Origin of the sequence: Streptomyces xantholiticus (assembly GCF_014651015.1) — a bacterium.
Lineage (GTDB): Bacteria > Actinomycetota > Actinomycetes > Streptomycetales > Streptomycetaceae > Streptomyces > Streptomyces xantholiticus.
Map to the genome: position 1 here is coordinate 44575 of NZ_BMWB01000011.1, position 25006 is coordinate 69580.

General features: G+C 68.7%; 21 protein-coding genes. 3 read left to right on the forward strand and 18 right to left on the reverse strand.

The features are described from left to right. Positions 1-26 precede the first annotated feature (26 nt). The 3 genes from IE198_RS18090 to IE198_RS18100 are packed head-to-tail and all read right to left on the reverse strand — an operon-like array spanning position 27 to position 1644. The gene (locus IE198_RS18090) at positions 27-527 is read right to left on the reverse strand and encodes a DUF6113 family protein (RefSeq protein ID WP_189887718.1); all 501 of its coding nucleotides are present in this window, start codon (positions 525-527) and stop codon (positions 27-29) included. Further along, positions 524-1411: an N-acetyl-1-D-myo-inositol-2-amino-2-deoxy-alpha-D-glucopyranoside deacetylase gene (mshB, locus tag IE198_RS18095; RefSeq protein ID WP_189887720.1), complete on the reverse strand. Its 888-nt coding sequence runs from the start codon at positions 1409-1411 to the stop codon at positions 524-526. Before mshB ends, IE198_RS18090 begins: the two co-directional genes overlap by 4 nt. Positions 1412-1449: 38 nt before the next feature. Next, positions 1450-1644 (reverse strand): hypothetical protein, encoded by a 195-nt coding sequence (locus tag IE198_RS18100; RefSeq protein WP_100108922.1) that lies wholly within the window; start codon positions 1642-1644, stop codon positions 1450-1452. 169 nt (positions 1645-1813) lie between these two features. Between IE198_RS18100 and IE198_RS18105 the strand changes: the two genes are divergently transcribed. Then, entirely contained in the window at positions 1814-3973 is a 2160-nt protein-coding gene (locus IE198_RS18105) for a S9 family peptidase (protein ID WP_189887722.1), read from the forward strand. Positions 3974-3980: 7 nt separating this feature from the next. Here the strand turns inward: IE198_RS18105 and IE198_RS18110 are convergent, their stop codons facing one another. The 15 genes from IE198_RS18110 to IE198_RS18180 all read right to left on the reverse strand — a co-directional run bounded on the left by IE198_RS18110 (position 3981) and on the right by IE198_RS18180 (position 23520). Next, positions 3981-5033 (reverse strand): hypothetical protein, encoded by a 1053-nt coding sequence (locus IE198_RS18110; RefSeq protein ID WP_189887724.1) that lies wholly within the window; start codon positions 5031-5033, stop codon positions 3981-3983. 220 nt (positions 5034-5253) lie between these two features. Further along, on the reverse strand, positions 5254-6342 hold the full coding sequence (locus tag IE198_RS18115) for an ABC transporter ATP-binding protein (protein WP_189887726.1): 1089 nt from the start codon (positions 6340-6342) through the stop codon (positions 5254-5256). Continuing rightward, the gene (locus IE198_RS18120; protein WP_189887997.1) at positions 6335-7318 is read right to left on the reverse strand and encodes an ABC transporter ATP-binding protein; all 984 of its coding nucleotides are present in this window, start codon (positions 7316-7318) and stop codon (positions 6335-6337) included. The genes IE198_RS18115 and IE198_RS18120 overlap by 8 nt, the downstream gene beginning before the upstream one ends. Positions 7319-7381: 63 nt before the next feature. Continuing rightward, positions 7382-8407, reverse strand: coding sequence for an ABC transporter permease (locus IE198_RS18125; RefSeq protein WP_189887728.1), 1026 nt, complete (start codon positions 8405-8407; stop codon positions 7382-7384). Beyond that, positions 8400-9323 carry an ABC transporter permease gene (locus IE198_RS18130; protein ID WP_189887730.1) on the reverse strand — a complete coding sequence of 308 codons (924 nt, stop codon included), beginning with the start codon at positions 9321-9323 and terminating at the stop codon, positions 8400-8402. The genes IE198_RS18125 and IE198_RS18130 overlap by 8 nt, the downstream gene beginning before the upstream one ends. Before the next feature lie 69 nt (positions 9324-9392). Further along, positions 9393-11021 (reverse strand): peptide ABC transporter substrate-binding protein, encoded by a 1629-nt coding sequence (locus tag IE198_RS18135; protein ID WP_189887732.1) that lies wholly within the window; start codon positions 11019-11021, stop codon positions 9393-9395. A gap of 66 nt (positions 11022-11087) precedes the next feature. Then, the gene (locus tag IE198_RS18140) at positions 11088-12032 is read right to left on the reverse strand and encodes a GNAT family N-acetyltransferase (protein ID WP_189887734.1); all 945 of its coding nucleotides are present in this window, start codon (positions 12030-12032) and stop codon (positions 11088-11090) included. 50 nt (positions 12033-12082) lie between these two features. Further along, positions 12083-12571, reverse strand: coding sequence for a GNAT family N-acetyltransferase (locus IE198_RS18145; RefSeq protein ID WP_189887736.1), 489 nt, complete (start codon positions 12569-12571; stop codon positions 12083-12085). A gap of 103 nt (positions 12572-12674) precedes the next feature. Next, the gene (locus tag IE198_RS18150; RefSeq protein WP_189887738.1) at positions 12675-13823 is read right to left on the reverse strand and encodes an ABC transporter ATP-binding protein; all 1149 of its coding nucleotides are present in this window, start codon (positions 13821-13823) and stop codon (positions 12675-12677) included. Further along, positions 13816-14874 carry an ABC transporter ATP-binding protein gene (locus tag IE198_RS18155; protein WP_189887740.1) on the reverse strand — a complete coding sequence of 353 codons (1059 nt, stop codon included), beginning with the start codon at positions 14872-14874 and terminating at the stop codon, positions 13816-13818. The genes IE198_RS18150 and IE198_RS18155 overlap by 8 nt, the downstream gene beginning before the upstream one ends. A 14-nt stretch (positions 14875-14888) precedes the next feature. Then, positions 14889-15851, reverse strand: coding sequence for an ABC transporter permease (locus IE198_RS18160; RefSeq protein WP_189887742.1), 963 nt, complete (start codon positions 15849-15851; stop codon positions 14889-14891). Then, on the reverse strand, positions 15844-16773 hold the full coding sequence (locus IE198_RS18165) for an ABC transporter permease (protein ID WP_189887744.1): 930 nt from the start codon (positions 16771-16773) through the stop codon (positions 15844-15846). Before IE198_RS18165 ends, IE198_RS18160 begins: the two co-directional genes overlap by 8 nt. Before the next feature lie 131 nt (positions 16774-16904). Beyond that, positions 16905-18521, reverse strand: coding sequence for a peptide ABC transporter substrate-binding protein (locus tag IE198_RS18170; RefSeq protein WP_189887746.1), 1617 nt, complete (start codon positions 18519-18521; stop codon positions 16905-16907). A gap of 419 nt (positions 18522-18940) precedes the next feature. Beyond that, a complete protein-coding gene (gene typA, locus IE198_RS18175; RefSeq protein WP_189887748.1) occupies positions 18941-20848 on the reverse strand; it encodes a translational GTPase TypA in 1908 nt (635 codons plus the stop codon). Between the two features lie 314 nt (positions 20849-21162). Continuing rightward, positions 21163-23520 carry an ABC transporter family substrate-binding protein gene (locus IE198_RS18180; RefSeq protein WP_189887750.1) on the reverse strand — a complete coding sequence of 786 codons (2358 nt, stop codon included), beginning with the start codon at positions 23518-23520 and terminating at the stop codon, positions 21163-21165. Between the two features lie 315 nt (positions 23521-23835). Between IE198_RS18180 and IE198_RS18185 the strand changes: the two genes are divergently transcribed. Both IE198_RS18185 and sdhC read left to right on the forward strand, forming a co-directional pair. Further along, a complete protein-coding gene (locus tag IE198_RS18185) occupies positions 23836-24081 on the forward strand; it encodes an Rv0250c family protein (protein ID WP_189887752.1) in 246 nt (81 codons plus the stop codon). An 89-nt stretch (positions 24082-24170) separates the two neighbouring features. Next, on the forward strand, positions 24171-24992 hold the full coding sequence (sdhC, locus tag IE198_RS18190; RefSeq protein ID WP_189887754.1) for a succinate dehydrogenase subunit SdhC: 822 nt from the start codon (positions 24171-24173) through the stop codon (positions 24990-24992). Positions 24993-25006: the final 14 nt, after the last annotated feature.

Sequence of the window (25006 nt, forward strand, 5' to 3'; positions counted from 1 at the left end):
GCTGCTTGCTGGGGTCCTGTCTGCGGCTACCCGCCAAGTCGACCCGGTCCACCGCCGGGTTGCGGCAACCGCGACATGGTGGCACACATCACAGCGACCGCCATGCCGCCGAGCATGAAGACGAGCGGTCCGATCCCGGCGCCGAACATCGCGTCGCCCTCCGGGCGCCCGGCGCTGAGCACGACGATCGCCGCCAGCCAGCCCACGGCCGACGAGGCCACCCCGAGCTGGGTGCCCGTCGCCCGTACGGAGGCGAGGAACAGACCGGCGGAGGCGAGCAGCGCCAGGGCCAACCCGCCGGGGAACCAGGCCGCTTGGACAAGTGAGCCCGCGGCGCCGACGACCGCGCCGAGGATCAGGAGCCCGAGGTACGCCGCGATCCGGCCGGGCCGGGGAGGCTGCGGGGACCGGGTGAGCCAGGAGCCGGGCACGTCCTGTCCGCCGCCGCTCCTGCCCGCGTTGCGCCTGTCCGCATTGCCCCTGTCCGCGTTGCCGCCGCTCCTGCGCGCGTTGCTGCTGCCGCTCATTCCGAGACCCCCGCGAAAAGGTCGTCCTCGCGCTCACCGGGCGCCGCGCCGGACTCCCCGGCGACCAACTGGTAGTACTCGGTGGTGAACAGGGGCTGGCCCAGATCGTTGGAGAGCGCGAAGAACGGTCCGTCCACCGCGATCTGGGTGGCATGAGCCCGCATCGCGGCCGCTTTCCGGTCCGCGTACGGCGTGCCGTCGATCTCCGCAGTGATGTCCGAATCATCCACTACACCGGGAACATCACTGATGTCGGCAACGCCTGGAAAGCCAGCTCCGGCGGCACGCAGCCGCGCGAAGCCTTCCTCAGCCGCCGATCGCGCGACACGGTTCCAGTAGATCTTCGTGATCCTGTGCGGGGTTCCGAGGTCCTGCCGGAAGCCGGAGTCCGCGGCCAGTTCGGCGGCGCGCATGGCCACACGGTGGGCCTGGATGTGGTCCGGGTGCCCGTATCCCCCGTCGGGGTCGTACGTCACGAGCACCTGGGGACGCACCGAGCGGATGACCTCCACGAGATGTCCGGCCGCCTCGTCGACGTCCGCGCTCCAGAACGCCCCTTCGCGGTGGTTCTGCTCGAGCCCCATCATCCCGGAGTCCCGGAAGCGGCCCTGACCACCGAGGAAGCGGTGGTCGGTGACGCCCAGTTCCTTCATGGCGGCGGCCAGTTCCGCGACCCGGTGCGGCCCCAGCCGGTTCTCCCGGTCCGGCGCAAGATGAGCGAGATCGTCCGGAATGACCTCGCCCTCCTCGCCCAGGGTGCACGTCACCAACGTGACGTGCACGCCGGCGTCGGCGTACAGGGCCATCGTGGCGCCGTTGTTGATCGACTCGTCGTCCGGGTGGGCGTGCACCAGGAGCAGACGGCGGGCGGGGAGATCCTTCATACGGACACCCTAGAGCGCACGTCCCCGCAGTGCCCCTGTCAGAACTTGATGCCCCCGATCATCCCCGCGACATTCGTCGTCAGCTCCGTGATGGTCGGCGCGATCGAAGAACTGGCGAGGTAGAACCCGAGCAGAACGCAGACCGCCGCGTGTCCCCCCTTCAGCCCGGATTTCCGGATCAGCAGGAAGACGACGATCGCCAGCAGCACCACCGCCGAAATCGAGAGTGCCACGGCGGTTCACCTCCACAGATATTCGGTCGGGACGGACCAGTTGCATGTGCCGGGACATGTGCCAGGAGGTTCATACCCACCTTGCGCTACGGATCATAACTATCCGTACCTAGGCATCGATCGGTGCACGGCAGCACACGGGGGCGCACACCGCCTAAGGTTCGGTCGCATGACGTCGACGCAGCCGCTCTCCTTTCCGCGTCAGTCCGCGCGGACGCAGCGCTTCACCCTGGGCGCCCCCCGCGCCTTCACCGTGTCGCCGGACGGGTCGCGTGCGGTGTTCCTGCGCTCGGCCTCCGGAACCGACCGGTCCGGGCTGCTGTGGGTGCTCGATCTGGACGGCAACGGCCCGCCGCAGGAACGACCGGCCGCCGATCCTCGGGAGTTGCTGGGCGGCGGCGCCGAGAAGCTGTCCGCCAAGGAGCGGGCCCGGCGCGAGCGCAGCAGGGAGGGTTCTGCGGGGATCGTCGGCTACGCGGTGGACCGGGCGGTCGAGTTGGCGGCGTTCACCCTGTCCGGGCGGCTGTTCACCGCCGAGCTGCGGGCCGGTACCGCACGCGAACTGCCCACTCAGGGGCCGGTACTGGACCCCCGGCCGTCCCCGGACGGCCGTCTCGTGGCGTATGTGGCGGACGGCGCCCTGCGGGTGACGGGCGCGGAGGGCGAGGGGGACCGTGCGCTGGCCGAGCCGGAGGACGAGCACACCACCTACGGCCTCGCGGAGTTCATCGCGGCCGAGGAGATGGACCGCTCGCGCGGCTTCTGGTGGTCACCGGATTCGGACCGGCTGCTCGTCGCCCGCGCCGACGAACGGGACGTGCGGCGCTGGTGGATCTCCGACCCGGCGCATCCGGACCGGGAGCCCGCGAAGGTCGCGTATCCGGCCGCGGGAACGCCCAACGCCGACGTACGGCTGTTCTTCGTCACCCTCGACGGGCAGCGCACGGAGGTGAGCTGGGACCGGAAGCGCTACCCCTACCTGGCGCGTGTGCACTGGTCGGCGGCAGGTCCTCCGCTGCTGCTCGTGCAGTCGCGGGACCAGCGCATCCAGCTCCATCTGGCGGCCGATCCGGAGTCGGGCACGACCCGGACGGTGCACGTGGACGAGGACGCCGCGTGGCTGGAACTCTTCCCCGGTGTGCCGGCCTGGGCCCCCGAGTCGTCGCACGCGCACGGCTTCGGCGGCGGGCGGCTGGTGCGGATCGCCGACGAGGGCGGGGCGCGGGTGCTCGCCGTCGGCGACCGGGTGCTGACCGGCGCACAGCTGCAGCTGCGCGCGGTACTGGACATCGGCGAGAGCGATGTGCTGGTCTCGGCCGCGGCGGGTGAGGAGGCCGCGCAGCCGGAGACCGGGGAGATCCACGTGTACCGGGTGAACGAGCTGGGCGTCGAGCGCGTCTCGGAGGGTCCCGGCGTCCATGCGGCGGTGCGCGCGGGCGGGGTGACCGTCCTCGCCTCGTCGCGTCCCGGAGTGAGCGGCGCCTCGGTACAGGTGCTCAGGGACGGCAAGCAGGTCGCGGTCGTCGCCTCGAACGCCGAGCAGCCGGTGCTGCGTGCCCGGCCGACGCTGACGGAGGCGGGCGAGCGGCGGATTCCGTGCGCGGTGCTGCTGCCGTCGGGACACCGGGACTCGGACGGCCCGCTGCCGGTGCTGATGGACCCGTACGGGGGCCCGCACGGCCAGCGGGTGGTGGCCGCACAGAACCCCCATCTGACCTCGCAGTGGTTCGCCGACCAGGGCTTCGCGGTCGTCGTCGCGGACGGCCGGGGGACCCCCGGCCGCTCCCCCGGCTGGGAGAAGGCGATCGCCGGCGACTTCACTCCCACGCTGGACGACCAGATCGAGGCGCTTCACTCGTTGGCCGGATCCTTCCCGCTCGATCTGACGCGGGTGGCCGTTCGCGGCTGGTCGTACGGCGGTTATCTGGCGGCCATGGCGGTGCTGCGCCGCCCCGACGTCTTCCACGCCGCCGTGGTGGGCGCCCCGGTGACCGACTGGCGGCTCTACGACACCCACTACACCGAGCGCTATCTGGGCGATCCGGCTGCGCACCGGGCGGCGTACGCGAAGAACTCGCTGGTCACCGACGACGGGCTGACGGCTGCGGAGGGCCCGGCACGGCCACTGATGATCGTGCACGGTCTGGCGGACGACAACGTGGTGGTGGCCCACGCACTGCGGCTTTCCTCCGCGCTGCTGGCCGCGGGCCGCCCGCATGAGGTGCTGCCGCTGACCGGAGTGACCCATATGACGCCGCAGGAGCAGATCGCGGAGAACCTGCTGCTGCTCCAGGTCGACTTCCTCAAGCGCTCACTCGGGCTGGAGTGAAGGGCAGTCACCAGTTCGGCGGCCGTGACGAGGGAGGCGGCGGACCGCCGTAACCGGACCCGCCGGGCGGATGTCCGTAGCCGGGCGGTGGCTGCTGGGCGCCGGGCCGGGGATCGTCCATCGGTCCCCTCTCGCCGCGCCGGGTCAAGAGGACGATCAGCACCGGCCCGGTGATCACCTCGAAGAGCGACGTGGCGGTGACCAGCTGGTACTCCAGCGGCACCGCACCGAAGTTCTCGAAGATCCGCAGATGGACGGCGACGTAGGTCCCCACCGCTCCGGACACGAAGGTGTTCACTGCCAGCATCGCGCCGAGCGGGCGGGAGAACACGGCCCTGGCGAGCAGGCCGACGCCCGCCGTCAGACCGAGGACCACGGCGGTGGCCGCCAGCCAGCCCGACGGCGGCGCGAGCAGTCGCTGCGCGACCCGCTCGCCGCCGACCATGCTGTCGAGATAGACCTCCTGGCCGACCGCGTACCCGAAGCGGATCTGCCACACCGTGATCAGAGCCGCGTCCAGGAGCAGCAGCGCCCCGGCGAGCCAGGCCACCACCGACGTCGGCCTGGTGGGCATCGGCCTGGCCGGGGCGGCACGCGGATCCTGGGGTCGGCCGGCCGCATCCGGCGGGCTTCTGCCGGCCACCGCGGTGATCGCGAGCCCGATGGCCAGCCCCAGCACGGCGAAGGTGCTCAGCAGACCGCGGGTGCGCAGCGATTCGGTGGGCTGGAGATATGCCCAGGAGGCGGTGAGGACCCACAGACCGGGCAGCCGGACGGCCAGGGTGAGCACCGCGGTCGCCAGCAGCGCGGAGGCCGCGACCGACGAGCGCAGCACGGCGACGGCCGTGCCCACGTACACCGCGACGAGCGCTCCGTCGACCGGCGAGCTGACCTGCGTGGGCATGGACAGGCTCTGCCGCGGGTCGGAGGCCCACTGCTCGAGGAAGTCGGCGAGGTCGTCCGACGCCGAGATGTCCCGAACGATCCACGCCCCGGTGATCAGTGCGAGCACGCCGCACAGCGCTGCTCCGGTGATCCGGGCCCCCCGCGTAAGAGTCACGCCGTCGATCCTGCAACGGGGGCATGACTCGAACAAGGCAGCGATCGGACAGTCCCGGACAACCGGCGCGCGGTGGTACGGCAGGACCGGCCGGGTCCGCATGGCACGGATCCGGCCGGTCTACGGCACCCGCACGGCCGTACGCTGCTGAGAATGGAGCGTCCGTATATCGGAATCGCGTCGGCCGAGTTGCCTGTCTGTAAACAGAACTGACGGCAACTCACACCGTGCCGGCGTCCCCGCTTCCGCCGGGCTGCGGTCCGCTCGGCACCACGTGCCGCTCCTCCGCGAAGTGGCAGGCCGACGGGTGCTGCACGGCCCCTTCGGCCGTCCGCAAGTGCGGCGGCACGGCCAGCAGCGGAACCTCCACCGCACACCGCTCCTGCGCTTTCCAGCAGCGGGTACGGAATCGGCAGCCGGACGGGATGTTGGTCGGCGACGGCACGTCCCCCGTGAGGATGATCCTCCTCCTGGCCTCGCCGGGGGGACCCCCAGCCGGTGCTCGCGCCTCGGGGTCGGGAATCGGCACGGCCGACAGCAGCGCCTGCGTGTAGGGGTGGGTGGGGTGGTCGTAGATCTCGGCGTCCCTGCCCACCTCCACGATCCGTCCCAGATACATCACGCCGACGCGGTCCGAGATGTGCCGGACGATGGACAGGTCGTGGGCGATGAACACATAGCTGAGCGAGAACTCGCTCTGCAGCTTCTCCAGCAGGTTGATGACCTGTGCCTGCACCGACACGTCCAGCGCGGACACCGGCTCGTCGGCCACGATGATCTCGGGCTGCAGGGCGAGTCCCCGGGCGATGCCGATGCGCTGGCGCTGCCCCCCGGAGAACTGGTGCGGGTAGCGGTTGATGTACTCGGGGTTGAGCCCGACGACGTCCAGGAGGTCCTGCACCTTCCCCCGGCGCGACCCCTTGGGCGCCACCTCCGGATGGATCTCGTACGGCTCGCCGATGATGTCGCCGACCGTCATCCGCGGGTTGAGCGAGGTGTACGGGTCCTGGAACACCATCTGGATGTTGCGCCGCACCGCCTTGAGCGCCCGCCCGGACAGCTGGGAGATGTCCTCCCCCCTGTACCGGATCGAGCCGGCCGTCGGCCGCTCCAGATGGACCAGCATCCTGGCGAGCGTGGACTTGCCGCAGCCCGACTCCCCCACGATGCCGAGCGTTTCGCCGGCGAACAGGTCGACGTCGACGCCGTCGACGGCCTTGACCGCCCCGACCTGCTTCTTGATGAGCACACCCCGGGTGAGCGGGTAGTGCTTGTACAGGTCGCGGACCTCGAGGATCGCCTCAGCCATGGAGTGTCGCCTCCCAGAAGTGGCACGCGCTGCGGCGCTCCTCGTTCACCTCGTACAGCGGCGGAGCGTCGGTGCGGCACACGTCCTGGGCCATCGGGCAGCGCGGGTTGAAGGCACAGCCGGGCGGGATGTGCATCAGATTCGGCGGCAGGCCCTTGATCGCGTACAGCTCCTGTCCCTTCTGGTCCAGACGCGGGATCGACTCCAGCAGCCCCTTGGTGTACGGGTGGGCGGGTGCCCGGTAGATGTCGTGGACGGGGGCGGTCTCGACGATCCGGCCGGCGTACATCACGGCGATCTTGTCGGCGACGTCGGCGACGACGCCGAGGTCGTGCGTGATCAGGACGAGCCCCATGTCGAGCTCGCGCCGGAGCTCGGCCAGCAGGTCCATGACCTGCGCCTGCACGGTCACGTCGAGTGCGGTCGTCGGCTCGTCGGCGATGATCAGGTCCGGCTCCAGCGACAGGGCCATCGCGATCATGATGCGCTGGCGCATGCCGCCGGAGAACTGGTGCGGGTACTGGCCGACCCGTTCCGCGGCGGCGGGGATGCGGACCCGGTCCATCAGCTCGACCGCCTTGGCCTTGGCGTCCTTGCGCGACATCCCCTGGTGGACGACGAACATCTCGCCGAGCTGGTCGCCCACGCTCAGTACCGGGTTGAGGGAGGAGAGGGCGTCCTGGAAGATCATGGCCATCCCGGCGCCTCTGATCTTCCGCCGCTCGTCCTCCCGCATCTTCAGCAGGTCCTGGCCCTTGAAGAGGATCTCGCCCCCGGTGATCCGGCCGGGCGGCATGTCCAGGATCCCCATGACGGCCTGCGCGGTGACGGACTTGCCGGACCCGGACTCACCGAGCACGGCCAGCGTCTCACCGGCATCGACGGTCCAGTCGACGCCGTTGACCGCCTTGGCGACCCCGTCGCGGGTGCGGAACTCCACCTGCAGGCCGCGCACGTCGAGCAGGCTCCCCGGCATGTCCGGCTCCGCGGACATCACTGCCTCGTAGGACGTGGCGGGCATGGCGGCTCCTCAGCGTGGTCAGCGCAGCTTGGGGTCGAGGGCGTCGCGCACCGCGTCGCCGAGCATGATGAAGGCGAGCACCGTGATCGCCAGTGCTCCGGCGGGCCACAGCAGCATGTGCGGGGCGTTGCGGACGTAGGGGGAGGCCGACGAGATGTCGATCCCCCAGGAGACGGTCGGTGGCTTGAGGCCTACGCCCAGGAAGGAAAGCGTCGCCTCCAGCGAGATGTAGGTGCCGAGCGCGATGGTCGCCACCACGATCACCGGGGCGACGGCGTTGGGAGCGATGTGCCGCAGCAGCATCCGTGAGCTGGAGGCCCCGAGCGCCCGGGCGGCCTGCACATAGTCGTTCTGCTTGGCGGTGATGACGGAACCGCGGGCGATACGGGAGATCTGCGGCCAGCCCAGCAGCACCATGAAGCCGACGACCGGCCAGACCGTGCTGCTGGTGATGACGGACAGCAGGACCAGGCCGCCGAGGACGACGGGAATGCCGAAGAAGATGTCGGTGAGCCGGGACAGGGCCGCGTCCCAGGCGCCGCCGAAGAACCCGGCGAGCCCGCCGAGCACCGAGCCGAGCAGCGCCACCCCGAGGGTGGCGCACACGCCGACGGTCACGGAGGCGCGCGCCCCGTAGACCGTACGGGTGTAGACGTCGCAGCCCTGCCCGTTGAACCCGAAGGGGTGGCCCGGCTGGGAGCCCTGCTGTGCCTTGGCGAGGTCGCACGAGTGCGGGTTGCCGGACGCGATCAACGAGGGCCACAGCGAGATGAGGATCAGGAAGAGGATCACCAGGGCGGAGACGATGAAGACCGGGTTGCGCCGCAGGTCGCACCAGGCGTCCGACCAGAGGCTGCGCGGCTTGGCCGAGGGTCCGGTGCCCTCCCGGCCGTCGGGGACCCGTCCGCCAAAGACGACCGACGGATCGCGTTCCAGGGTCTCGCCCTCGCTCATGGCGAGGTCCGTCGCACCGCCTGCTCCGGTGGCGGCGACGGCCGAGTGCGCGGGGTCGTCGAAGTGCGGGTTCTGCCGTGGCTCAGGCATAGCGGATCCTCGGGTCCAGAACGGCGTACAGAAGGTCCACCAGCAGGTTCGCCACGAGGAAGACGATGACGAGGACGCTGACGAAGCCGACGACGGTCTGTGTGTTCTGCCGCAGGATGCCCTGGTAGAGCTGGTATCCGACGCCGTGGATGTTGAAGATCCGCTCGGTGACGATCGCGCCACCCATCAGGGCGCCGATGTCGGTGCCGATGAAGGTGACCACCGGGATCAGGGAGTTGCGCAGCAGATGCCTGCGGATCACCCGGCTCCGCGGCAGGCCCTTGGCCTTCGCCGTGCGGACGTAGTCGGCGCGGGTGTTCTCCGCGATGGACGTGCGGGTGAGCCGGGTGACGTAGGCGAGCGAGACGGAGGCGAGCACGAGTCCGGGGACGATCAGTTCGTCGAGCCTGGCGTCGGTGGAGACGGACGGGTCGATGACGTCCCACTTGTAGCCGAGGAGCAACTGGAGCAGCAGCCCGGTGACGAACGTGGGCACCGAGATGACGACGAGGGTGAGCAGCAGTACCCCGCTGTCGACGGGCCGGCCCCGGCGCAGGCCGGTGACGACGCCGAGGACGATGCCGATGACGATCTCGAAGACGATGGCCACCAGGGTGAGCCTGATCGTGACCGGGAAGGCCTCGCCCATCAGCTCGGTGACCTGCTGTCCGTTGAAGGCGGTGCCGAAGTCCCCGGTGAAGACGTTGCCCATGTAGGTCAGGTACTGCTGCCAGACGGGCATGTCGAGGCCGAACTCCTTGCGCAACTGCGCGGCTGTCGCCGGGTCGCACCGCCGCTCGCCGCAGAGTCCCGCGATGGGGTCGCCCATCACGTTGACCATGAGGAAGATCAGCAGTGTGGCGCCGAGGAAGACGGGGATCATCTGCAGCAGACGCCGGATCACATAACGTCCCATGAAGGGCTCCGGGGGTCATGGGAAGGGTGACGGCCCGGAACTCGTGGCGCCGGGCCGGGCCTTCCGCCGTCAGTCGACCTTGATCTCGTTGTAGACGGGGACGCTGAACGGGTTGAGTGCGAGGTTCGAGATGCGTTCCGAATAGCCGGCGCTGCCGTTCTGGTACCAGAGAGGGATGGCGGCCATCTCGTCCCGTACGACCCTCTCGGCCTCCTTGAAGGTCTCGACGGCCTGGGCGGGGTCGCTCTCGGCGTTGGCGCGGTCGATCAGGCCGTCGAACTTCTTGTTGCTCCACTTGCCGTCGTTGGAGGAGGCGTTGGTGTAGTAGAGCGGCTGCAGGAAGTTCTGGATCAGCGGGTAGTCCATCTGCCAGCCGGCCCGGAAGGGGCCGGACATCTTGGACTGGGTGATCTGGTTGCGGAAGTCGGCGAAGGTGCCGATCGGGTTGCCGACGCAGGCCCGGTCGTTGCCGAGGGCGTTCTTGATGGAGTTGCAGACGGCGTCGACCCAGTCCTTGTGAGAGCCGGTGTCCGCGTTGTACGAGATCGTGATCCGCCCGCCCGGCAGACCGCCGGCCTCCGCGATCAGCTTCTTCGCCCGGGTGGGGTCGTACTCGCACGCCTGGCCGCAGAGCGTCGGATCGTAGCCGCCCTCCTCGCCGAGCACCGGCGAGGTCCAGTCCTTCGCCGGTGTGCGGGTCTGCTGGAAGATGGTGTCGGTGATCTGCTTGCGGTTGATCGCCATGGACAGGCCGGTGCGGAGCTTCGCCCCGTCGGGGGTGTTCCACTCCTTGTCGTAGAAGGGGAAGGCAAGGGTCTGGAGGATGCCGGCAGGGCTGTTGATGTACCGGTCGCCGAGGTCTGCCTGCACGTTCCCCAGCTGGGAGGCGGGCACGTCGTCGACGAGGTCGAGGTTGCCGGCGATCAGGTCGGTGTAGGCGGTGTTGTTGTCGGTGTAGACCTTGAGGTCGATGCCGCCGTTCTGCGCCTTGTCGGGGCCGGTGTAACCGTCCCAGCGGCGCAGCGACATCTGGGAGCCCTTGGCGTACGAGTCGATGGAGTACGGGCCGTTGCCGACCGGCTTGGCGAGCCAGGCGTCGTGGTCGTCGAAGAACGCGCGGGGCAGCGGGGAGAACGCCGCATAGCCGAGGGTCTCCGGCCAGGTGGAGAACTTCTGCGAGAGCTTGACGGTGAAGGTCCTTTCGCCGGTGACCTTCAGACCTGACAAGGTGTCGGCGCGGGCCTCGCCCTCCTCGGGGTGGACCTCGTCGTAGCCGTCGATGTAGCCGAAGAAGTAGGCGTTGCGCTGGTTGTTCTTCACATGGGCGCCGTAGTTCCAGGCGTCCACGAACGACTCGGCGGTGACGGGCTCACCGTTGCTGAACTTCCAGCCGGGCTTGACGGTGACGGTGAAGTTGACCGAGTCACTGGTCTCGATCTTCTCGGCGACCATGTCCTTGGCCTCGCCGGTCCTCGGGTCGTACTGCTTGAGCCCGCGGAAGATCATGTCGAGCACCTTGCCGCCCTGCACCTCGTTGGTGTTGGCGGGCTCCAGGGGGTTCTGCGGGTCGCCCCACGAGGAACTGATGATCCCGTCGGCCCCACTGCCGCCGCTGTCGCTCCCGCCGCCGCAGGCCGCCGTCGCGAGGACGACGGCGGCCGCGCATGCAGCCCACTTCGCGTGGGTGGCTCCGCGCATGGAGTGCCTCCTAGATCCCAAGCCGACTTGGGCCCAATATCGCTCCAGCCGGGATCTAACGCACTTTCAGGACACCCGGTCGGCGGGTGAGGGCAGCGGCAGGACGAGCTCCCAGGTGTCGATCGCGTAGTGCGGTGCCATCCCGTGCGCCTCGTAGAGCGACGCCGCCCGGCTCTCGTTGCGGGTGTCCACCGCCAGCCCGATGGTGTCCCGGCCACGGGCGGCGTACGTACCGAAGGCATGGCGAAGGAGGTGGCCGCCGAGACCGCGGCCCCGCGCGGACCTCCGTACGCCGAGGCTTCCGATCCAGCCCATGGTCTCCTTGTCGTCCCTGGTCAGCAGGACGGCCATGTCTCCTTCGCCCTCGACGGAGGCGATCCACATGAGCGAGCGGTCGCGGCGGCCGGAGTCCGCAAGCCACTGCTCGTAGGTGCGCGGGTGGTGGTCGACGTGCTCCGCGAAGGTCTCCTCCACCAGCGCATGGGCGGTCCGGTGGTCGGCCTCGGCGACGCAGTTGCGCAGCGTCACTCCGGCGGGCGGCTCCGGGACCCGGTCGTCGGCACTCAGCTGACGGGTCATGACCTGGTAGCGCCGCACGGTACGCCAGCCTCGGGCCTCGAGCAGCGTGGTGTCGAGCGTGGGCCGGATGTTGAGGTTCAGACGGAGCACCGCCCGATCGGCACCGCTCGGCGCGGCCTTGCGGGCCGCGCGCTCCTCGATCCTTTCGAGAACCAGCACGGCGGCGTCGGACCGGCCGGGCAGGACGTAGTGGTCGACGCCGATGTCGCCCTTCCCCGAGTCGCTCCACAGAATTCCGTACGCCACGAGGTCACCGTCGTCGTGCACCAGCCAGGAGTCCACCCCGAGGTCGACCTCGGGGTGCGGCAGGTCGGTCTCGACGGTGTGCAGCTCGGTGTCCGGGTGGCCGATCTCGGCGATGTCGACGGCGTTCAGCAGAGCGCATATGACGGGTGCGTCCACGGGCGTCGCGGGCCGGACGGTGAGTGACATGGCGCCACTGTTCGCTCCCCGCCCCCGCGCCCGCAACGCATTTTCGCCTCTCAGGCCGCCGGCTCCCGGGGGACGGTCAGGGCGACCACGACCTCGTCGTCCTCGAAGTCCCCGGTCGGCGTGAAGCCGAGGGCCGCGTAGAGCTTGGCCGCACCGCTGTTGTCCGGGTGGTAGGAGAGACGGATCTCCCGGCAGTCCGGGCGCTCGGACAGCAGCCGGATCATCGCCTCCATGGCCGCTCGCCCCACACCTCTGCCCTGTTCGTCGGCGTCGACGACCACGCCCCCGACCCAATGGGCGCCGTCGTTCTCGTCGAATCCCCACATGATGTGGCCGACCACGGTGTCGTCCGCCAGGACACCGAGCGATGTCCATGCCCCGCCGCGCATCGAGAGCAGCAGATAGCGGGCGGCGAGAGCGGCCACGAAACCGCGCTGCTCGTCGCGCGGCGCGACGTCGGCGACAGCCCGCCAGTTGCCGTCGTCGACCGTGCACAGCGCGATGCGACGGCCGGCTCGATCGGTCAGTCCGTAGTCCATTCGGACACCTTCCGGTGCAGGCGCCGTCCGGCGCAATGCCATTCCACGACGCACAGGGCGCCCACCCCCGAGGGGGCAGGCGCCCTGTGCGTGGGAGAGGGGACTACGCCGCGTGGACGACGTCCTTCTCCTCGGCGAAGTGGCACGCCGACTCGTGCGCGGCCGGGGTGTCCTGCCCCTTGAAGCGCTCGGGCACCGCGAGCAGCGGCACCTCGGTGGCGCACTTGTCCTCGGCCTTCCAGCAGCGAGTGCGGAAGCGGCAGCCCGACGGCGGGTTCGCCGGCGACGGCACGTCGCCGGTGAGGATGATCCGCTCACGGCCCTCGCGCATCTGCGGGTCGGGGACCGGGACGGCGGAGAGCAACGCCTGCGTGTAGGGGTGGGTCGGGTGGTCGTAGATCTGCACGTCGGTGCCGATCTCCGCCATCTTGCCCAGGTACATCACGCCGACCCGGTCCGAGATGTGCCGGACGATGGACAGGTCGTGGGCGATGAAGATGTAGGAGAGGTTGAACTCGTCCTGCAGTTTCTCCATCAGGTTGATGACCTGCGCCTGCACCGACACGTCCAGCGCCGAGACCGGCTCGTCGCAGATGATGATCTCCGGGTTGAGCGCCAGACCGCGCGCGATACCGATGCGCTGGCGCTGACCGCCGGAGAACTGGTGCGGATAGCGGTGGATGTACTCCGGGTTGAGACCGACGACGTCCAGCAGCTCCTGCACCTTGCGGCGCCGGTCGCCCTTCGGAGCCACCTCGGGGTGGATGTCGAAGGGCTCGCCGATGATGTCACCCACCGTCATACGCGGGTTGAGCGAGGTGTACGGGTCCTGGAACACCATCTGGATGTTGCGCCGGACGGCCTTCAGCGCACGCCCGGACAGCCTGGTGATGTCCTGGCCCTTGTAGAAGACCTCGCCGGCTGTCGCCCGCTCCAGCGTCATCAGCAGCTTGGCGACGGTGGACTTGCCACAGCCGGACTCGCCGACGATGCCGAGCGTCTCGCCCTGGTAGAGGTCGAAGGAGACCCCGTCCACGGCCTTGACCGCGCCGACCTGCTTCTTGAAGAGGATGCCCTGGGTCAGCGGGAAGTGCTTGACCAGGTTGCGCACCTGCAGGATCGGCTCACCGCGGCCCACCGGGGCCTCGATCGCCTGGACCGCCGCCTCCTCGGTGGCGGCCTCGACCGTCTCCACCTCGGAGACGTTGGGGGTCGCGTCCACGGCCTCGTTCGTCTTCTTGAGCTCAGCCATGGATCGTCTCCTTCCAGAAGTGGCACGCGCTTCCGCGGCCGGGCAGCTCGCTGCCGTCCTGCTCGGTCACCGGAACCAGCGCCGGGATCTCCGTACGGCAGATGTCGTCCGCCTTGGGGCAGCGCGGGTTGAAGGCGCAACCGGTCGGGATCTTCAGCAGGTTGGGCGGCAGACCCTTGATCGCGTACAACTCCTGGCCCTTCTGGTCCAGGCGCGGGATCGAGTCGAGCAGACCCCGGGTGTACGGGTGCGCCGGCCGCTTGTACAGCTCGTGCACGGGTGCGGTCTCGACGATCCGGCCCGCGTACATCACGGCGATCTTGTCCGCGACGTCGGCGACGACACCGAGGTCGTGGGTGATCAGGATCAGACCCATGTTGTACTCGCGCTGCAGCTCCGCGAGCAGGTCCATGACCTGCGCCTGCACCGTCACGTCGAGCGCGGTGGTCGGCTCGTCGGCGATGATCAGGTCCGGCTCGAGGGCCAGGGCCATGGCGATCATGATGCGCTGGCGCATACCGCCGGAGAACTGGTGCGGGTAGTCGCCGACCCGGGCCTTGGCGGCCGGGATCTTCACCTTGTCCATCAGCTCGATGGACTTGGCCTTGGCTTCCTTCTTCGACAGGCCCTGGTGGACCCGGAACATCTCGCCGAGCTGGTAGCCCACAGAGAGGACCGGGTTGAGGGAGGAGAGCGCGTCCTGGAAGATCATCGCGATCTTCCGGCCGCGGATCTTCCGCCGCTCGTCGTTGCTCATGGTGAGCATGTCCTGGCCGCGGAAGAGGATCTGACCGTGCGGGATCTTCCCCGGCGGCATGTCGAGGATGCCCATGATGGCCTGGGCGGTCACGGACTTGCCGGAGCCGGACTCGCCGAGCACGGCCAGGGTCTCGCCGGAGGCGACGCTGTAGTTCACCCCGTTGACTGCCTTGGCGACACCGTCACGGGTGTGGAACTCGACGTGCAGGTCGCGCACTTCGAGCAGCGGGCCGGACGCCTCGCCGCCGGCGCGGGGCGCCGGGACGCCTGCGGTTTCTTCGATGATGGTCACGTCGTACGCCCTCCTCAGCGCAGCTTGGGGTCGAGGGCGTTGCGAACCGCATCGCCGAACATCAGGAACGAGAGCACCGTGATCGAGACCATCACCGACGGGATGATCAGCACGTGGGGTGCGTTGCGCAGCTGCTCACGTCCACTGGACACGTCGACGCCCCACGAGACCGTCGGTTCGGCGAGGCCGACACCGAGGAACGACAGCGTCGCCTCCGCGGCGATGTAGCCGCCGAGGGCGATCGTCGCGACGACGATGATCGGCGCGACCGCGTTGGGCAGGACGTGCCGGGTCAGGATGCGCGTGGTCGAGGCGCCGAGCGCCTTGGCGGCCACCACGTAGTCCGCCTGCTTGATGGTGATGACCGAACCGCGGGCGACACGGGCGATCTGGGTCCAGCCGAGGAACACCAGGGCGAGGATGACGACCCAGATGGCGCGCTTCTCGAAGCTGGTGAGGACGACGAGCGCGCCCAGCAGGAACGGGATGCCCATGAAGATGTCGGTGATGCGCGACAGGATGGTGTCGACCCAGCCGCCGAAGTAGCCGGCGATCATACCGACGAGCGTGCCGAGGATGGTCACCAGGGCGGTGACGCCGACACCGACGATGATCGAGGCGCGGGCCCCGTAGACGACACGGGAGTAGATCGAGCGGCCCTGTCCGTCGTAACCGAACCAGTCGGGCTGGAAGAAGTGGCTCCAGTTCGGCTGGCCGAGGTAGTGGTTCGCCAGGTCGGCGTCGCGCGGCGAGGCACTGGTGAACAGGCCCGGGAACGCGGACACGATCAGGAGCAGGACGATCAGGCCCGCCGAGACCAGGAAAAGCGGGTTGCGGCGCAGGTCGTGCCAGGCGTCCGACCAAAGGCTGCGCGCCTTGGGCGCCTTGGTGACCAGCACGGTGTCGGGAGCGGCGGCGGTGGTGGTGACCGTCTCGGTCCCGGTGGACGCCGTGGTGGCCGCGGTCTTCTCAGGCATACCGGATCCTCGGGTCCAGGACCGCGTAGAGCAGGTCGACGAGCAGGCTGGTGAGCAGGTACACGAGAACGATCAGCGAGGCGATGCCCACGACCGTCGCGCCCTCGCGGCGGGTGAGCGCATCGAAAATCGTCTTGCCAATGCCCTGGACGTTGAAGATGCCCTCGGTGACGATGGCGCCGGTCATCAGGTTGCCGATGTCGGTACCGAGGAACGTGACCACCGGGACGAGCGAGTTGCGCATCAGGTGGACGCCGATGATCCTGTGGCGCGGCAGGCCCTTGGCGACCGCCGTGCGCATGTAGTCGGAGCGAAGGTTCTCCGCCATGGAGGTACGGGTCAACCGGGCCACGTACGCGAGCGACAGCGAACCGAGAACGATGGCCGGCAGCATGAGGTCGCCGAAGTTCTCGGAGTCCTGAACGGTCGCCGTGGTGACGCCCAGCTGGAAGGCGAAGATGTACTGCATCAGGTAGCCCAGCACGAAGGAGGGCATCGAGATCAGTACGAGGGTGAGGGCGAGCAGCCCACGGTCCCGCACGGAGTCGGGGCGGAGACCCGCGATCACTCCGAGACCGATGCCGACCAGCACCGTGAAGGTGAAGGCGAAGAGCGTCAGCCGGAGAGTGATCGGGAACGCCTGAGCAATGATGTCGGCGATCTCGCGCTTACTGGCGATCTCCGTGCCGAAGTCACCCTGAACCAGGTTGCTCATATAGGTGAGGTATTGCTGCCAGAGCGGCTGGTCCAGGCCGAGATCGCTCCGGATGGACGCCACGACCGCGGGGTCGTACGCCTGGTCCCCCATGAGCGCTCTGACGGGATCGCCGGGCAGCGCGTACATCATGGCGAAGATCAAAAAGGTTGACCCGATGAACACCGGGATCATCTGGAGCAGTCGTCGTGCGACGTAGCGCCCCATGGGTGCCTCCGTGAGGGGTTAACTGGGTCCGCGGGGCTGCCCAATGAGCGGACAGCCCCGCGGACCACCGCCGCCGCCGGATGACCGACGGCGGCGGGTGACGGCCGAGTGGGGATGAGGCCCGCAGGCGCTTACTTGACGGTGACTCCGGTCAGTTCCAGGTCACCGTGGAAGTCGACCTTCACGTTGTCGACGGCCTCGCCGTGGCCACCGTTGATCCGGTAGTACCACAGCGGGATGGCCGGCATCTGCTCGAGAAGCTTCTTCTCGACCTCCTGGTAGCCCTTCACGGCCTCTTCCAGGGAGCTGGCCTTGTCCGCCTTCGCCATCAGGCCGTCGATCTCCTTGTTGGAGAAACGGCCGTTGTTGGACTCGGCGCTGGTGTGGTAGAGCTCCTTGATGAAGTTCACGTTGACGGGGTAGTCGGCCACCCAGCCACCGCGGTACATCGACTTCACCTGGTCGTTGTCACGGGCCTCGAGGTCCGTGGGGAAGTCCGGCTTGGCGTCGCCGACGCAGTCGACACCGGTCGCCTTGCGGATGGACTCGCAGACCGCGGTCACCCACTCCTTGTGGCCGCCGTCGCTGTTGTACTGGATGAACAGCTTGTTCTCCGGGACGCCGCCGCCCTCGGTGATGAGCTGCTTGGCCTTCGCCGGGTTGTACGTGAAGACGTCCGTACCCAGGTCTTGGTTGCCCTTGACCTGCGGCGGCGTGAAGCTCGTCGCGGGGGTACGGGTGTTGTTCAGGACGGTCTTGGTGATCGTGTCACGGTCGATCGCCATGGACAGACCCTGGAGGACCTTGGGGTCGATGTCCTTGAACGTCTTGCTGTAGAACGCCGGAACCAGCGACTGGATGGCGGCGTAGGGCTGCTCAATGGCGCCCTTGCCGAGGTCCTGCTTGTACTTCGGCAGGTCCGTCGGGCCGACCTGGCGGATGATGTCCAGGTTGCCGGAGACGACGTCCTGGTACGCGGCCTCGAGGGTCGTGTAGCTCTTGAACTGGATGCCCTTGTTCTGCGCCTTGTTGGGGCCCTGGTAGTCAGGGTTGGCCGCAACCTGGATCAGCTTCTTGTGGGTCCACTTCTCGAACTTGTACGGGCCGTTGCCGACCGGCTTCTGGCCGAACGCCTTCGGGTCGTCGAAGAAGACCTTCGGCAGCGGCGCGAACGTCGCGTAGCCGAGCTTGTAGTTGAAGTACGGGACCTTGTCCTTCAGCGTGATCGTGAAGGTGGTGTCGTCCACGACCTTCAGGCCGGACATCTTGTCGGCCTTCGGGTCACCCTTCTCGGGGTGCACGTCGTCGTAGCCGGCGATGTCCGCGAACCAGAAGCTGTTCTGCTGGTTGTTCTTGATGTTCGCGTACCAGTTCCACGCGTCGACGTACGACTGCGCGGTGACGGCCTCGCCGTTGTGGAACTTCCAGCCGGACTTGAGCTTGACGGTCCAGGTCTTCGAGTCCTGCGTCTCCACCGACTCGGCGTTGGTGTAGACGATTTCGCCCTGGGCGTCGAAGTCCAGCAGTTGCGTGAAGAGCGACTGGATCACGTACGAGCCGTTGGTCTCGTTCGTGTCGGCCGGGATCAGCGGCTTCTGCGGCTCACCGACGTCGATCGAGACGTAGCCCTCGGGCTTGCCCGACGCGTTCTTCTTCCCCTCATCACCGCTGCCACTACCACAGGCAGTGGCCGCCAGGGCGACAACGATCGCTCCCGCGACCCACTTGGCGCTCTTGGCACCACGCATGGGTTCCTCCTCATGAGTCCACTTGTCACTACAAGAGGGACACGGTTCTACGCGCGCTGACACCCCTGACAGCGCTCGTCAAGTGCCCCGAGTGTGCTCGTGAGTCGGCGCTCCCCACAGCGCATGACCCATTGACCCGAGCTCAATGGAGCCAACTATTAAGTAGGACAGGCCTGTAAACCACACCTAAAGGGTCTCGTTTTGACAACATCAGAGAGGGGCTCCAGCCCGAAACCTGGACAAAGCGATCCCAGACAGACACCCGCGAAACGGACCGTTAACACATGTTCCGGAGCGCGGTGGCCGATATGCGGACACTCGGGCCAGGAAAAGGATTTGACGAACGGCCCGGCCCTCCGCAGTGTCTGCGGAGGGCCGGGCCGTGTGTTCAGCGATTTTGCCAGAGGTCTGGCGATCCGTCAGCCGTGCTTGGCGCGCGAAGCCGCGCGGCCGCGCTCCTTCTGGTCCAGGACGACCTTGCGGATGCGGACCGCCTCCGGGGTCACCTCGACACACTCGTCGTCGCGGCAGAACTCCAGCGACTGCTCCAGCGAGAGCTTGCGCGGCGGGACCACGTTCTCGGTGTTGTCCGCGGAAGCGGCACGCATGTTGGTGAGCTTCTTCTCCTTGGTGATGTTCACGTCCATGTCGTCGGAGCGCGAGTTCTCACCGACGATCATGCCCTCGTACACCTCGGTGCCCGGCTCCACGAAGAGCACACCGCGCTCCTGCAGGTTGATCATCGCGAACGGGGTGACGGCACCCGAACGGTCGGCGACAAGGGATCCGTTGTTGCGCGTGACCAGCGGCCCGAACCACGGCTCGTGACCCTCGTGGATCGAGTGGGCGATGCCGGTGCCGCGGGTGTTGGTCAGGAACTCCGTACGGAATCCGATCAGGCCGCGGGACGGGACGACGAACTCCATGCGCACCCAGCCGGAGCCGTGGTTGGACATGTTGTCCATGCGGCCCTTGCGGACACCCATGAGCTGGGTGACGGCGCCCATGTGCTCCTCGGGCACGTCGATCGTCATGCGCTCGACGGGCTCGTGCACCTTGCCGTCGACCTCCTTGGTGACGACCTGGGGCTTGCCGATGGTCAGCTCGAAGCCCTCGCGACGCATCTGCTCGACCAGGATCGCCAGCGCCAGCTCGCCGCGGCCCTGCACCTCCCACGCGTCGGGGCGCTCGGTGTCCAGCACGCGCAGCGAGACGTTGCCGATCAGCTCGCGGTCCAGGCGGTCCTTGACCTGACGGGCGGTCACCTTGCGGTCCTTCACCGCGGACTTGGCGTCGGCGCCCTTGCCGGTGCCACCACGACCGACCAGCGGCGAGGTGTTCGTACCGATCGTCATGGAGATCGCCGGCTGGTCGACCGTGATCAGCGGCAGCGCGATCGGGTTCTCCGGGTCGGCCAGCGTCTCGCCGATCATGATGTCCGGGATACCGGCGACGGCGCAGATGTCACCTGGGCCGGCCACCTCGGCGGGCTTGCGGGTGAGCGCCTCGGTCATCATCAGCTCGCTGATGCGGACGTTGGAGATCGTGCCGTCGCGCTTGATCCAGGCAACGGTCTGGCCCTTGCGCAGCTCCCCCTGCTCGACCCGGAGCAGCGCGATACGGCCGAGGAAGTTGTCGGCGTCGAGGTTGGTGACGTGCGCCTGCAGCGGGGCGGACTCGTCGTACTCGGGAGCCGGAACGTGCGCGAGCAGCGTGGTGAAGAACGGCTCCAGGCTGTCGCTGTCTGCCGGAACGGTGCCGTCCTCGGGCTTGGTCAGCGAGGCGACGCCGTCACGGGCGCAGGCGTAGACGATCGGGAACTCGATCTGCTCCTCGGTCGCGTCCAGGTCCAGGAACAGGTCGTACGTCTCGTCGACGACCTCGGCGATCCGGGAGTCGGGGCGGTCCGTCTTGTTGATGCAGAGGATGACCGGCATCTTCGCGGCGAGCGCCTTGCGCAGCACGAAGCGGGTCTGCGGGAGCGGGCCCTCCGAGGCGTCGACGAGGAGGACGACCGCGTCCACCATCGACAGACCGCGCTCGACCTCGCCGCCGAAGTCGGCGTGACCGGGGGTGTCGATGATGTTGATGGTGATCGGGGCCCCGCCGGCCTTGGGGTGGTACTTCACGGCGGTGTTCTTGGCCAGGATCGTGATGCCCTTCTCACGCTCCAGGTCGTTCGAGTCCATCATGCGGTCGTCGAGCTGCTCGGCGGCGTGCGCGGCGAAGGCACCGGCCTGCTTCAGCATGGCGTCGACCAGGGTGGTCTTGCCGTGATCGACATGGGCGACGATGGCGACGTTACGGATGTCGTGGCGCGTGGGCATGCGTGCTGGCGCTTCTCTCGATCGTGGGATACAGGCGTTGGATGTGTTTTCCTCATCCGCCCGCCGGGCGGACATGCCACGGCTTGTCCCATGGTACGGGGCCGCTGGGACAGGAGCCTCCCGGAACGATGGGGTCCGGGGCGAAGGAGGCGGGGATCACGCCGCGGCAGGGGGTGCGCCGGCGCGGTGGGGAGCGGACACACAGGGGTCGGCCCGGGTCGAGGGTCGGGCACGAGCTTGCCCGCCGGCGACGCCGGCGGGCAAGGAACTTGAGCCAGTTCTGAGGTTGTGACCTGCTGTTTTCCGTTCAGTCGCTACTTCTTGGCGCCAGCGCCGGGCTTTTTGAAACCGATGTCCTGGTAACGGGGGTCCGCGAACCCGAAGGCTCCCGCGTTGACGACGTTCTTGCGTGCCGCGACCAGCTCGGGCCGCTGGTAGAGCGGAACGGAGCCCGCGGCGGCCCAGATCCTGGCGTCGGCCTTGCGCATCAGATCGCGGGCGGCATCCTTGTCGAGCTCTCCGGCGGCCTGGGTGAAGAGCTGGTCGATGTAGTCCGTGCCGACCCGGGTGTAGTTCTGCTCGACCAGGAGCGAGCCGTCGGAGGCCGGCTTGGGCTTGGCGTAGATCGGCCTGGCGTCGGTCGCCGGGTAGGGGCTGGACGGCCACGAGTACAGGGCCAGGTCGTAGTCGCCGGAGGCGATGTGGTCCTTGAAGAAGCTCGCGTCGTCGACCTTGACGATCTCCGTCCGCACCCCGATCCGGTCGAGCATCTGCGCGATCTTGTCGCCGATGGTGCGCAGCACCTCGGAGCCGGGACCGGACGGCAGGACGAAGCGGAGGCGGAGCGGCTTCCCGTTCTTGCCGAGGGCGCCGCCCGCTGTGGCGCCCTCGGGTGCAGCGGTGCCGCTCGGGGCGTAGGCACCGGCCATACCGTCCTTCTCCCGGGCCTTCTTGTCGCTCGTGTCGCCGGAACCCTCCGCGTCGTCGCGCAGCGACGCGGCCTGGCGGTGCAGCGCGATGCTCTGGAGAGCGGCGGCGGGGGCCGGGGCGAGGATGTGCGTTGCGCGGGATCCGCTGCGTGGGTCGTGGTCGGCGGGCTTGTCGTCGCCGACGGTGTAGCGCCCGTCGCTCGAGGCGACGTCCTCGTTCTTCTCCGATGCCGCCTCCGCGGGTTCGGAGGAGGACCTCGACGAGGGCCCGCCCGAGGGCTCCCCCTCCTTCTTCCCGGCGTCCTTCTGCGCGTCCTCGGCCCTGCCCTTGTTCCCGGCCTCGCCTCCCGCCTCGGCCGGCTCCTCGAGCAGCCCGTCGGGCGTCCAGCCGGCGTCGGCGAGCAGCGCCTGCGCCTCCTGGGTGTCCTGCTTCCCGAGCGCGGCACTGCTGTCCGCGTAGGCGGCCTGGCCGGCGAGCGCGACATGACTGCCGGGCGGCTCTGCAGGCAGGCCGAGCGGAGTGAGGACGGTTTCGGCCAGTTCCTTGCGGTTCACTGCGCGGGCGATCGCGCGGCGGACCCGGTCGTCGGCGAGCGGCCCGGACTCGCCGTTCAGCGCGAGCTGGGTGTGGGCGGGCTCCAACGACTTGCGGACCTCGTACCTGCTGAGGGCCGACTGCTCCTGCGCGTACTTCTTCTCGGCTTCCGCCGCCCGTTTGCGGGCTTCCTGGGCGACCTCGGCGAGCTCCTCGTCGGAGCCGTGGGCCAGTGCCCAGGACTTCAGCGCGGTGGACGGGGCGGTGGCGGCGACGGGGCCGTAGGCGAGCGGGCGGCCACCGCGCCCGGCGTCCTTCACCGCGTAGGAGATACGTTCCGCCGCCGACGGGTCGATGTCCGCCAGGTCGAGCGTCCCGGCAGCCAGTGCGGCGACGCGCCCGTCGCGCGGCACGGCGCTCAGGACCAGCTCGTCGAGCTTGGGCCGCTCCCCCCACCAGCGGGGGTTGCGCACCAGAGTGGTCGTGTTGGCCTGACGGTCGATCCTGGAGATCCGGAAGGGGCCGGCGGTCACGTCCAGCTTGGTGCGGGCGCCGTCGTTGAAGGCCGCCGGTGTCCCGGTCACGTTCTTGGGATAGAGCGGTGTGAACAGCGACTGCCAGTCCGCGTACGGCTTGGTGAAGGTGACCTTGACCTCGAGATCGCTCTCGCCGCGCTCGATCTTCTGGATCCGGTCGTACCCGGCATTGCGGGCCGTCCAGTAAGAAGAATCCTTTCCGCTCAGGGCGCGCCACTGGGTGAGGAAGTCGGGTGCACCGATCTCGCGGCCGTCGCTCCACACCGCTTGCTGGTTGAGCTTGTAGAGCACGACCTGCTTGGGCTCGCGTTCGACGACCTCGGCGGATTCGAGATAGTCCGGATTACGCTGCGGCCGTCCGCTCTCGTCGAGGACGAACAGGGCGGGCAGCACGGCTCCGGCGATCCGGCCGGTGGTCGCATCCGCGTCCGCCTGGAAGGTGTTGAGGGTGGCGGGCATCGAGTCGACGGCCCAGCGCAGGGTGCCTCCGTCGGCCACGAGGCTGCGCTCGGCGGGCGAGATGTCCTGGGCCGGGGGCTTGCCCCGGTCCTGGTCCTCACCCGAGCTGCAGCCGGCGAGGACGGGGAGTACGAGCACTCCGCTCGCGAGCAGTGCGACGGGGCGGAGCCTTCGGGAGCATGTCCGCCCGCGAGGGGCTTCGACCTGGGACATGGCTTGTACCTCTTCGTCCTGTTTTGTCGAATTTAGAGATGATCACACCGATTCCCCACACTGAAGTGGACGGAGCGCCGCACCCGGCGGAGGCACGGCGCACCCGCCGCCAATGCCACCCGTGCGGGCGAACCAAGAACGCCGCACAACCGGACACAAGGGGCGAATATGGGGGGAGTGAGACAACAACCACCAAGGGCGCGCCGGTGGCGCACGCACCGGAATCGCGTACGTCCCCTTCACAAGCGGGGATGTGACGCGCGACACTCGCAGGCGCATGAACGACGCCGCACCCTGCGGAAGTGAGGGCAAGTCATGTCACAGCAGGAAGATCTGGCAGCGGTCCAGAGCCGCCTCGACGAGCTGGTCCGGCGCGTCGGACAGCTGGAGCAGACCGTGGACCAGCTGCGCGCCGCCGGCCCCGTCACGGCCGCCGCCGCGGCTCCGGCCGCCAAGGTCCGTACCGACCTGGTCACCATCCCCGACACTCCGTACGACAACGCCCTGTGGACGGACTCGGACGACGAGGGCCTGGGCGTCCGCGACCGGCACGCGCCCTGACCGGGGCGACGGCAGGACCGGCCCCTGACAGCGGCCCGTGAGGCCGCCGACCCAGTCCACACCCCGACCCACTCCACCCGGAGTCTTCGTTGGCCACTGGTACCGAACCACCACAAGTCAATACGGGCGTGCACGGGGACACGCGCGCCACCATCGCGCCCCGCCATCTGCGGACGGACCGCTGGTGGCTCGCCCCGGCCCTGACCGCCGCCGGACTGCTCGCCTTCATCGTCTACTCGACGTGGCGCGCCTTCGCGAACGACGACTACTACGCGGCGCCCTACGTCTCACCGTTCTACTCGCCCTGTCTGGCGGAGAACTGCCAACCGATGCACGCGGGCCCGAACTGGGAGATCTTCGGCAGCTGGTGGGGCCTGTCCCCCGCGCTGCTGATCCTGATCTTCCCGCTCGGCTTCCGGCTGACCTGCTACTACTACCGCAAGGCCTACTACCGGGGCTTCTGGGCCTCCCCACCGGCCTGCGCCGTCGCCGAACCGCACAAGAAGTACACCGGTGAGACCCGCTTCCCGCTGATCCTCCAGAACATCCACCGGTACTTCTTCTACGCGGCCCTGCCGGTCGCCGCGATCCTCACCTACGACACGGTGCTGGCCTTCCGCGACGAGAACTACGAGTGGGGCCACATGGGCCTCGGCACTCTCGTCTTCCTGGTCAACATCGTGCTGATCTGGGCGTACACCCTCTCGTGCCACTCCTGCCGGCACATCATCGGCGGCAGGCTGCGGCACTTCTCCGAGCACCCGGTGCGCTACCGGCTCTGGGGGTGGGTCGGCAAGCTGAACGCCCGCCACATGCAGCTCGCCTGGGTGTCGCTGTTCAGCGTCGCGCTCGCCGACTTCTACGTCTATCTCGTCGCGTCCGGCGCCTTCGACGATCCGAGGCTGTTCTAGATGGCTGTTGCAGA

What these genes read in the sequence shown, in the direction of transcription:
- IE198_RS18090 (WP_189887718.1), bottom strand. Translation starts at nt 527, where the DNA reads ATGAGCGGCAGCAGCAACGCGCGCAGGAGCGGCGGCAACGCGGACAGG.
- mshB (WP_189887720.1), bottom strand. Translation starts at nt 1,411, where the DNA reads ATGAAGGATCTCCCCGCCCGCCGTCTGCTCCTGGTGCACGCCCACCCG.
- IE198_RS18105 (WP_189887722.1), top strand. Translation starts at nt 1,814, where the DNA reads ATGACGTCGACGCAGCCGCTCTCCTTTCCGCGTCAGTCCGCGCGGACG.
- IE198_RS18115 (WP_189887726.1), bottom strand. Translation starts at nt 6,342, where the DNA reads ATGGCTGAGGCGATCCTCGAGGTCCGCGACCTGTACAAGCACTACCCG.
- IE198_RS18120 (WP_189887997.1), bottom strand. Translation starts at nt 7,318, where the DNA reads ATGCCGGGGAGCCTGCTCGACGTGCGCGGCCTGCAGGTGGAGTTCCGC.
- IE198_RS18125 (WP_189887728.1), bottom strand. Translation starts at nt 8,407, where the DNA reads ATGCCTGAGCCACGGCAGAACCCGCACTTCGACGACCCCGCGCACTCG.
- IE198_RS18130 (WP_189887730.1), bottom strand. Translation starts at nt 9,323, where the DNA reads ATGGGACGTTATGTGATCCGGCGTCTGCTGCAGATGATCCCCGTCTTC.
- IE198_RS18135 (WP_189887732.1), bottom strand. Translation starts at nt 11,021, where the DNA reads ATGCGCGGAGCCACCCACGCGAAGTGGGCTGCATGCGCGGCCGCCGTC.
- IE198_RS18140 (WP_189887734.1), bottom strand. Translation starts at nt 12,032, where the DNA reads ATGTCACTCACCGTCCGGCCCGCGACGCCCGTGGACGCACCCGTCATA.
- IE198_RS18145 (WP_189887736.1), bottom strand. Translation starts at nt 12,571, where the DNA reads ATGGACTACGGACTGACCGATCGAGCCGGCCGTCGCATCGCGCTGTGC.
- IE198_RS18150 (WP_189887738.1), bottom strand. Translation starts at nt 13,823, where the DNA reads ATGGCTGAGCTCAAGAAGACGAACGAGGCCGTGGACGCGACCCCCAAC.
- IE198_RS18160 (WP_189887742.1), bottom strand. Translation starts at nt 15,851, where the DNA reads ATGCCTGAGAAGACCGCGGCCACCACGGCGTCCACCGGGACCGAGACG.
- IE198_RS18165 (WP_189887744.1), bottom strand. Translation starts at nt 16,773, where the DNA reads ATGGGGCGCTACGTCGCACGACGACTGCTCCAGATGATCCCGGTGTTC.
- IE198_RS18170 (WP_189887746.1), bottom strand. Translation starts at nt 18,521, where the DNA reads ATGCGTGGTGCCAAGAGCGCCAAGTGGGTCGCGGGAGCGATCGTTGTC.
- typA (WP_189887748.1), bottom strand. Translation starts at nt 20,848, where the DNA reads ATGCCCACGCGCCACGACATCCGTAACGTCGCCATCGTCGCCCATGTC.
- IE198_RS18180 (WP_189887750.1), bottom strand. Translation starts at nt 23,520, where the DNA reads ATGTCCCAGGTCGAAGCCCCTCGCGGGCGGACATGCTCCCGAAGGCTC.
- IE198_RS18185 (WP_189887752.1), top strand. Translation starts at nt 23,836, where the DNA reads ATGTCACAGCAGGAAGATCTGGCAGCGGTCCAGAGCCGCCTCGACGAG.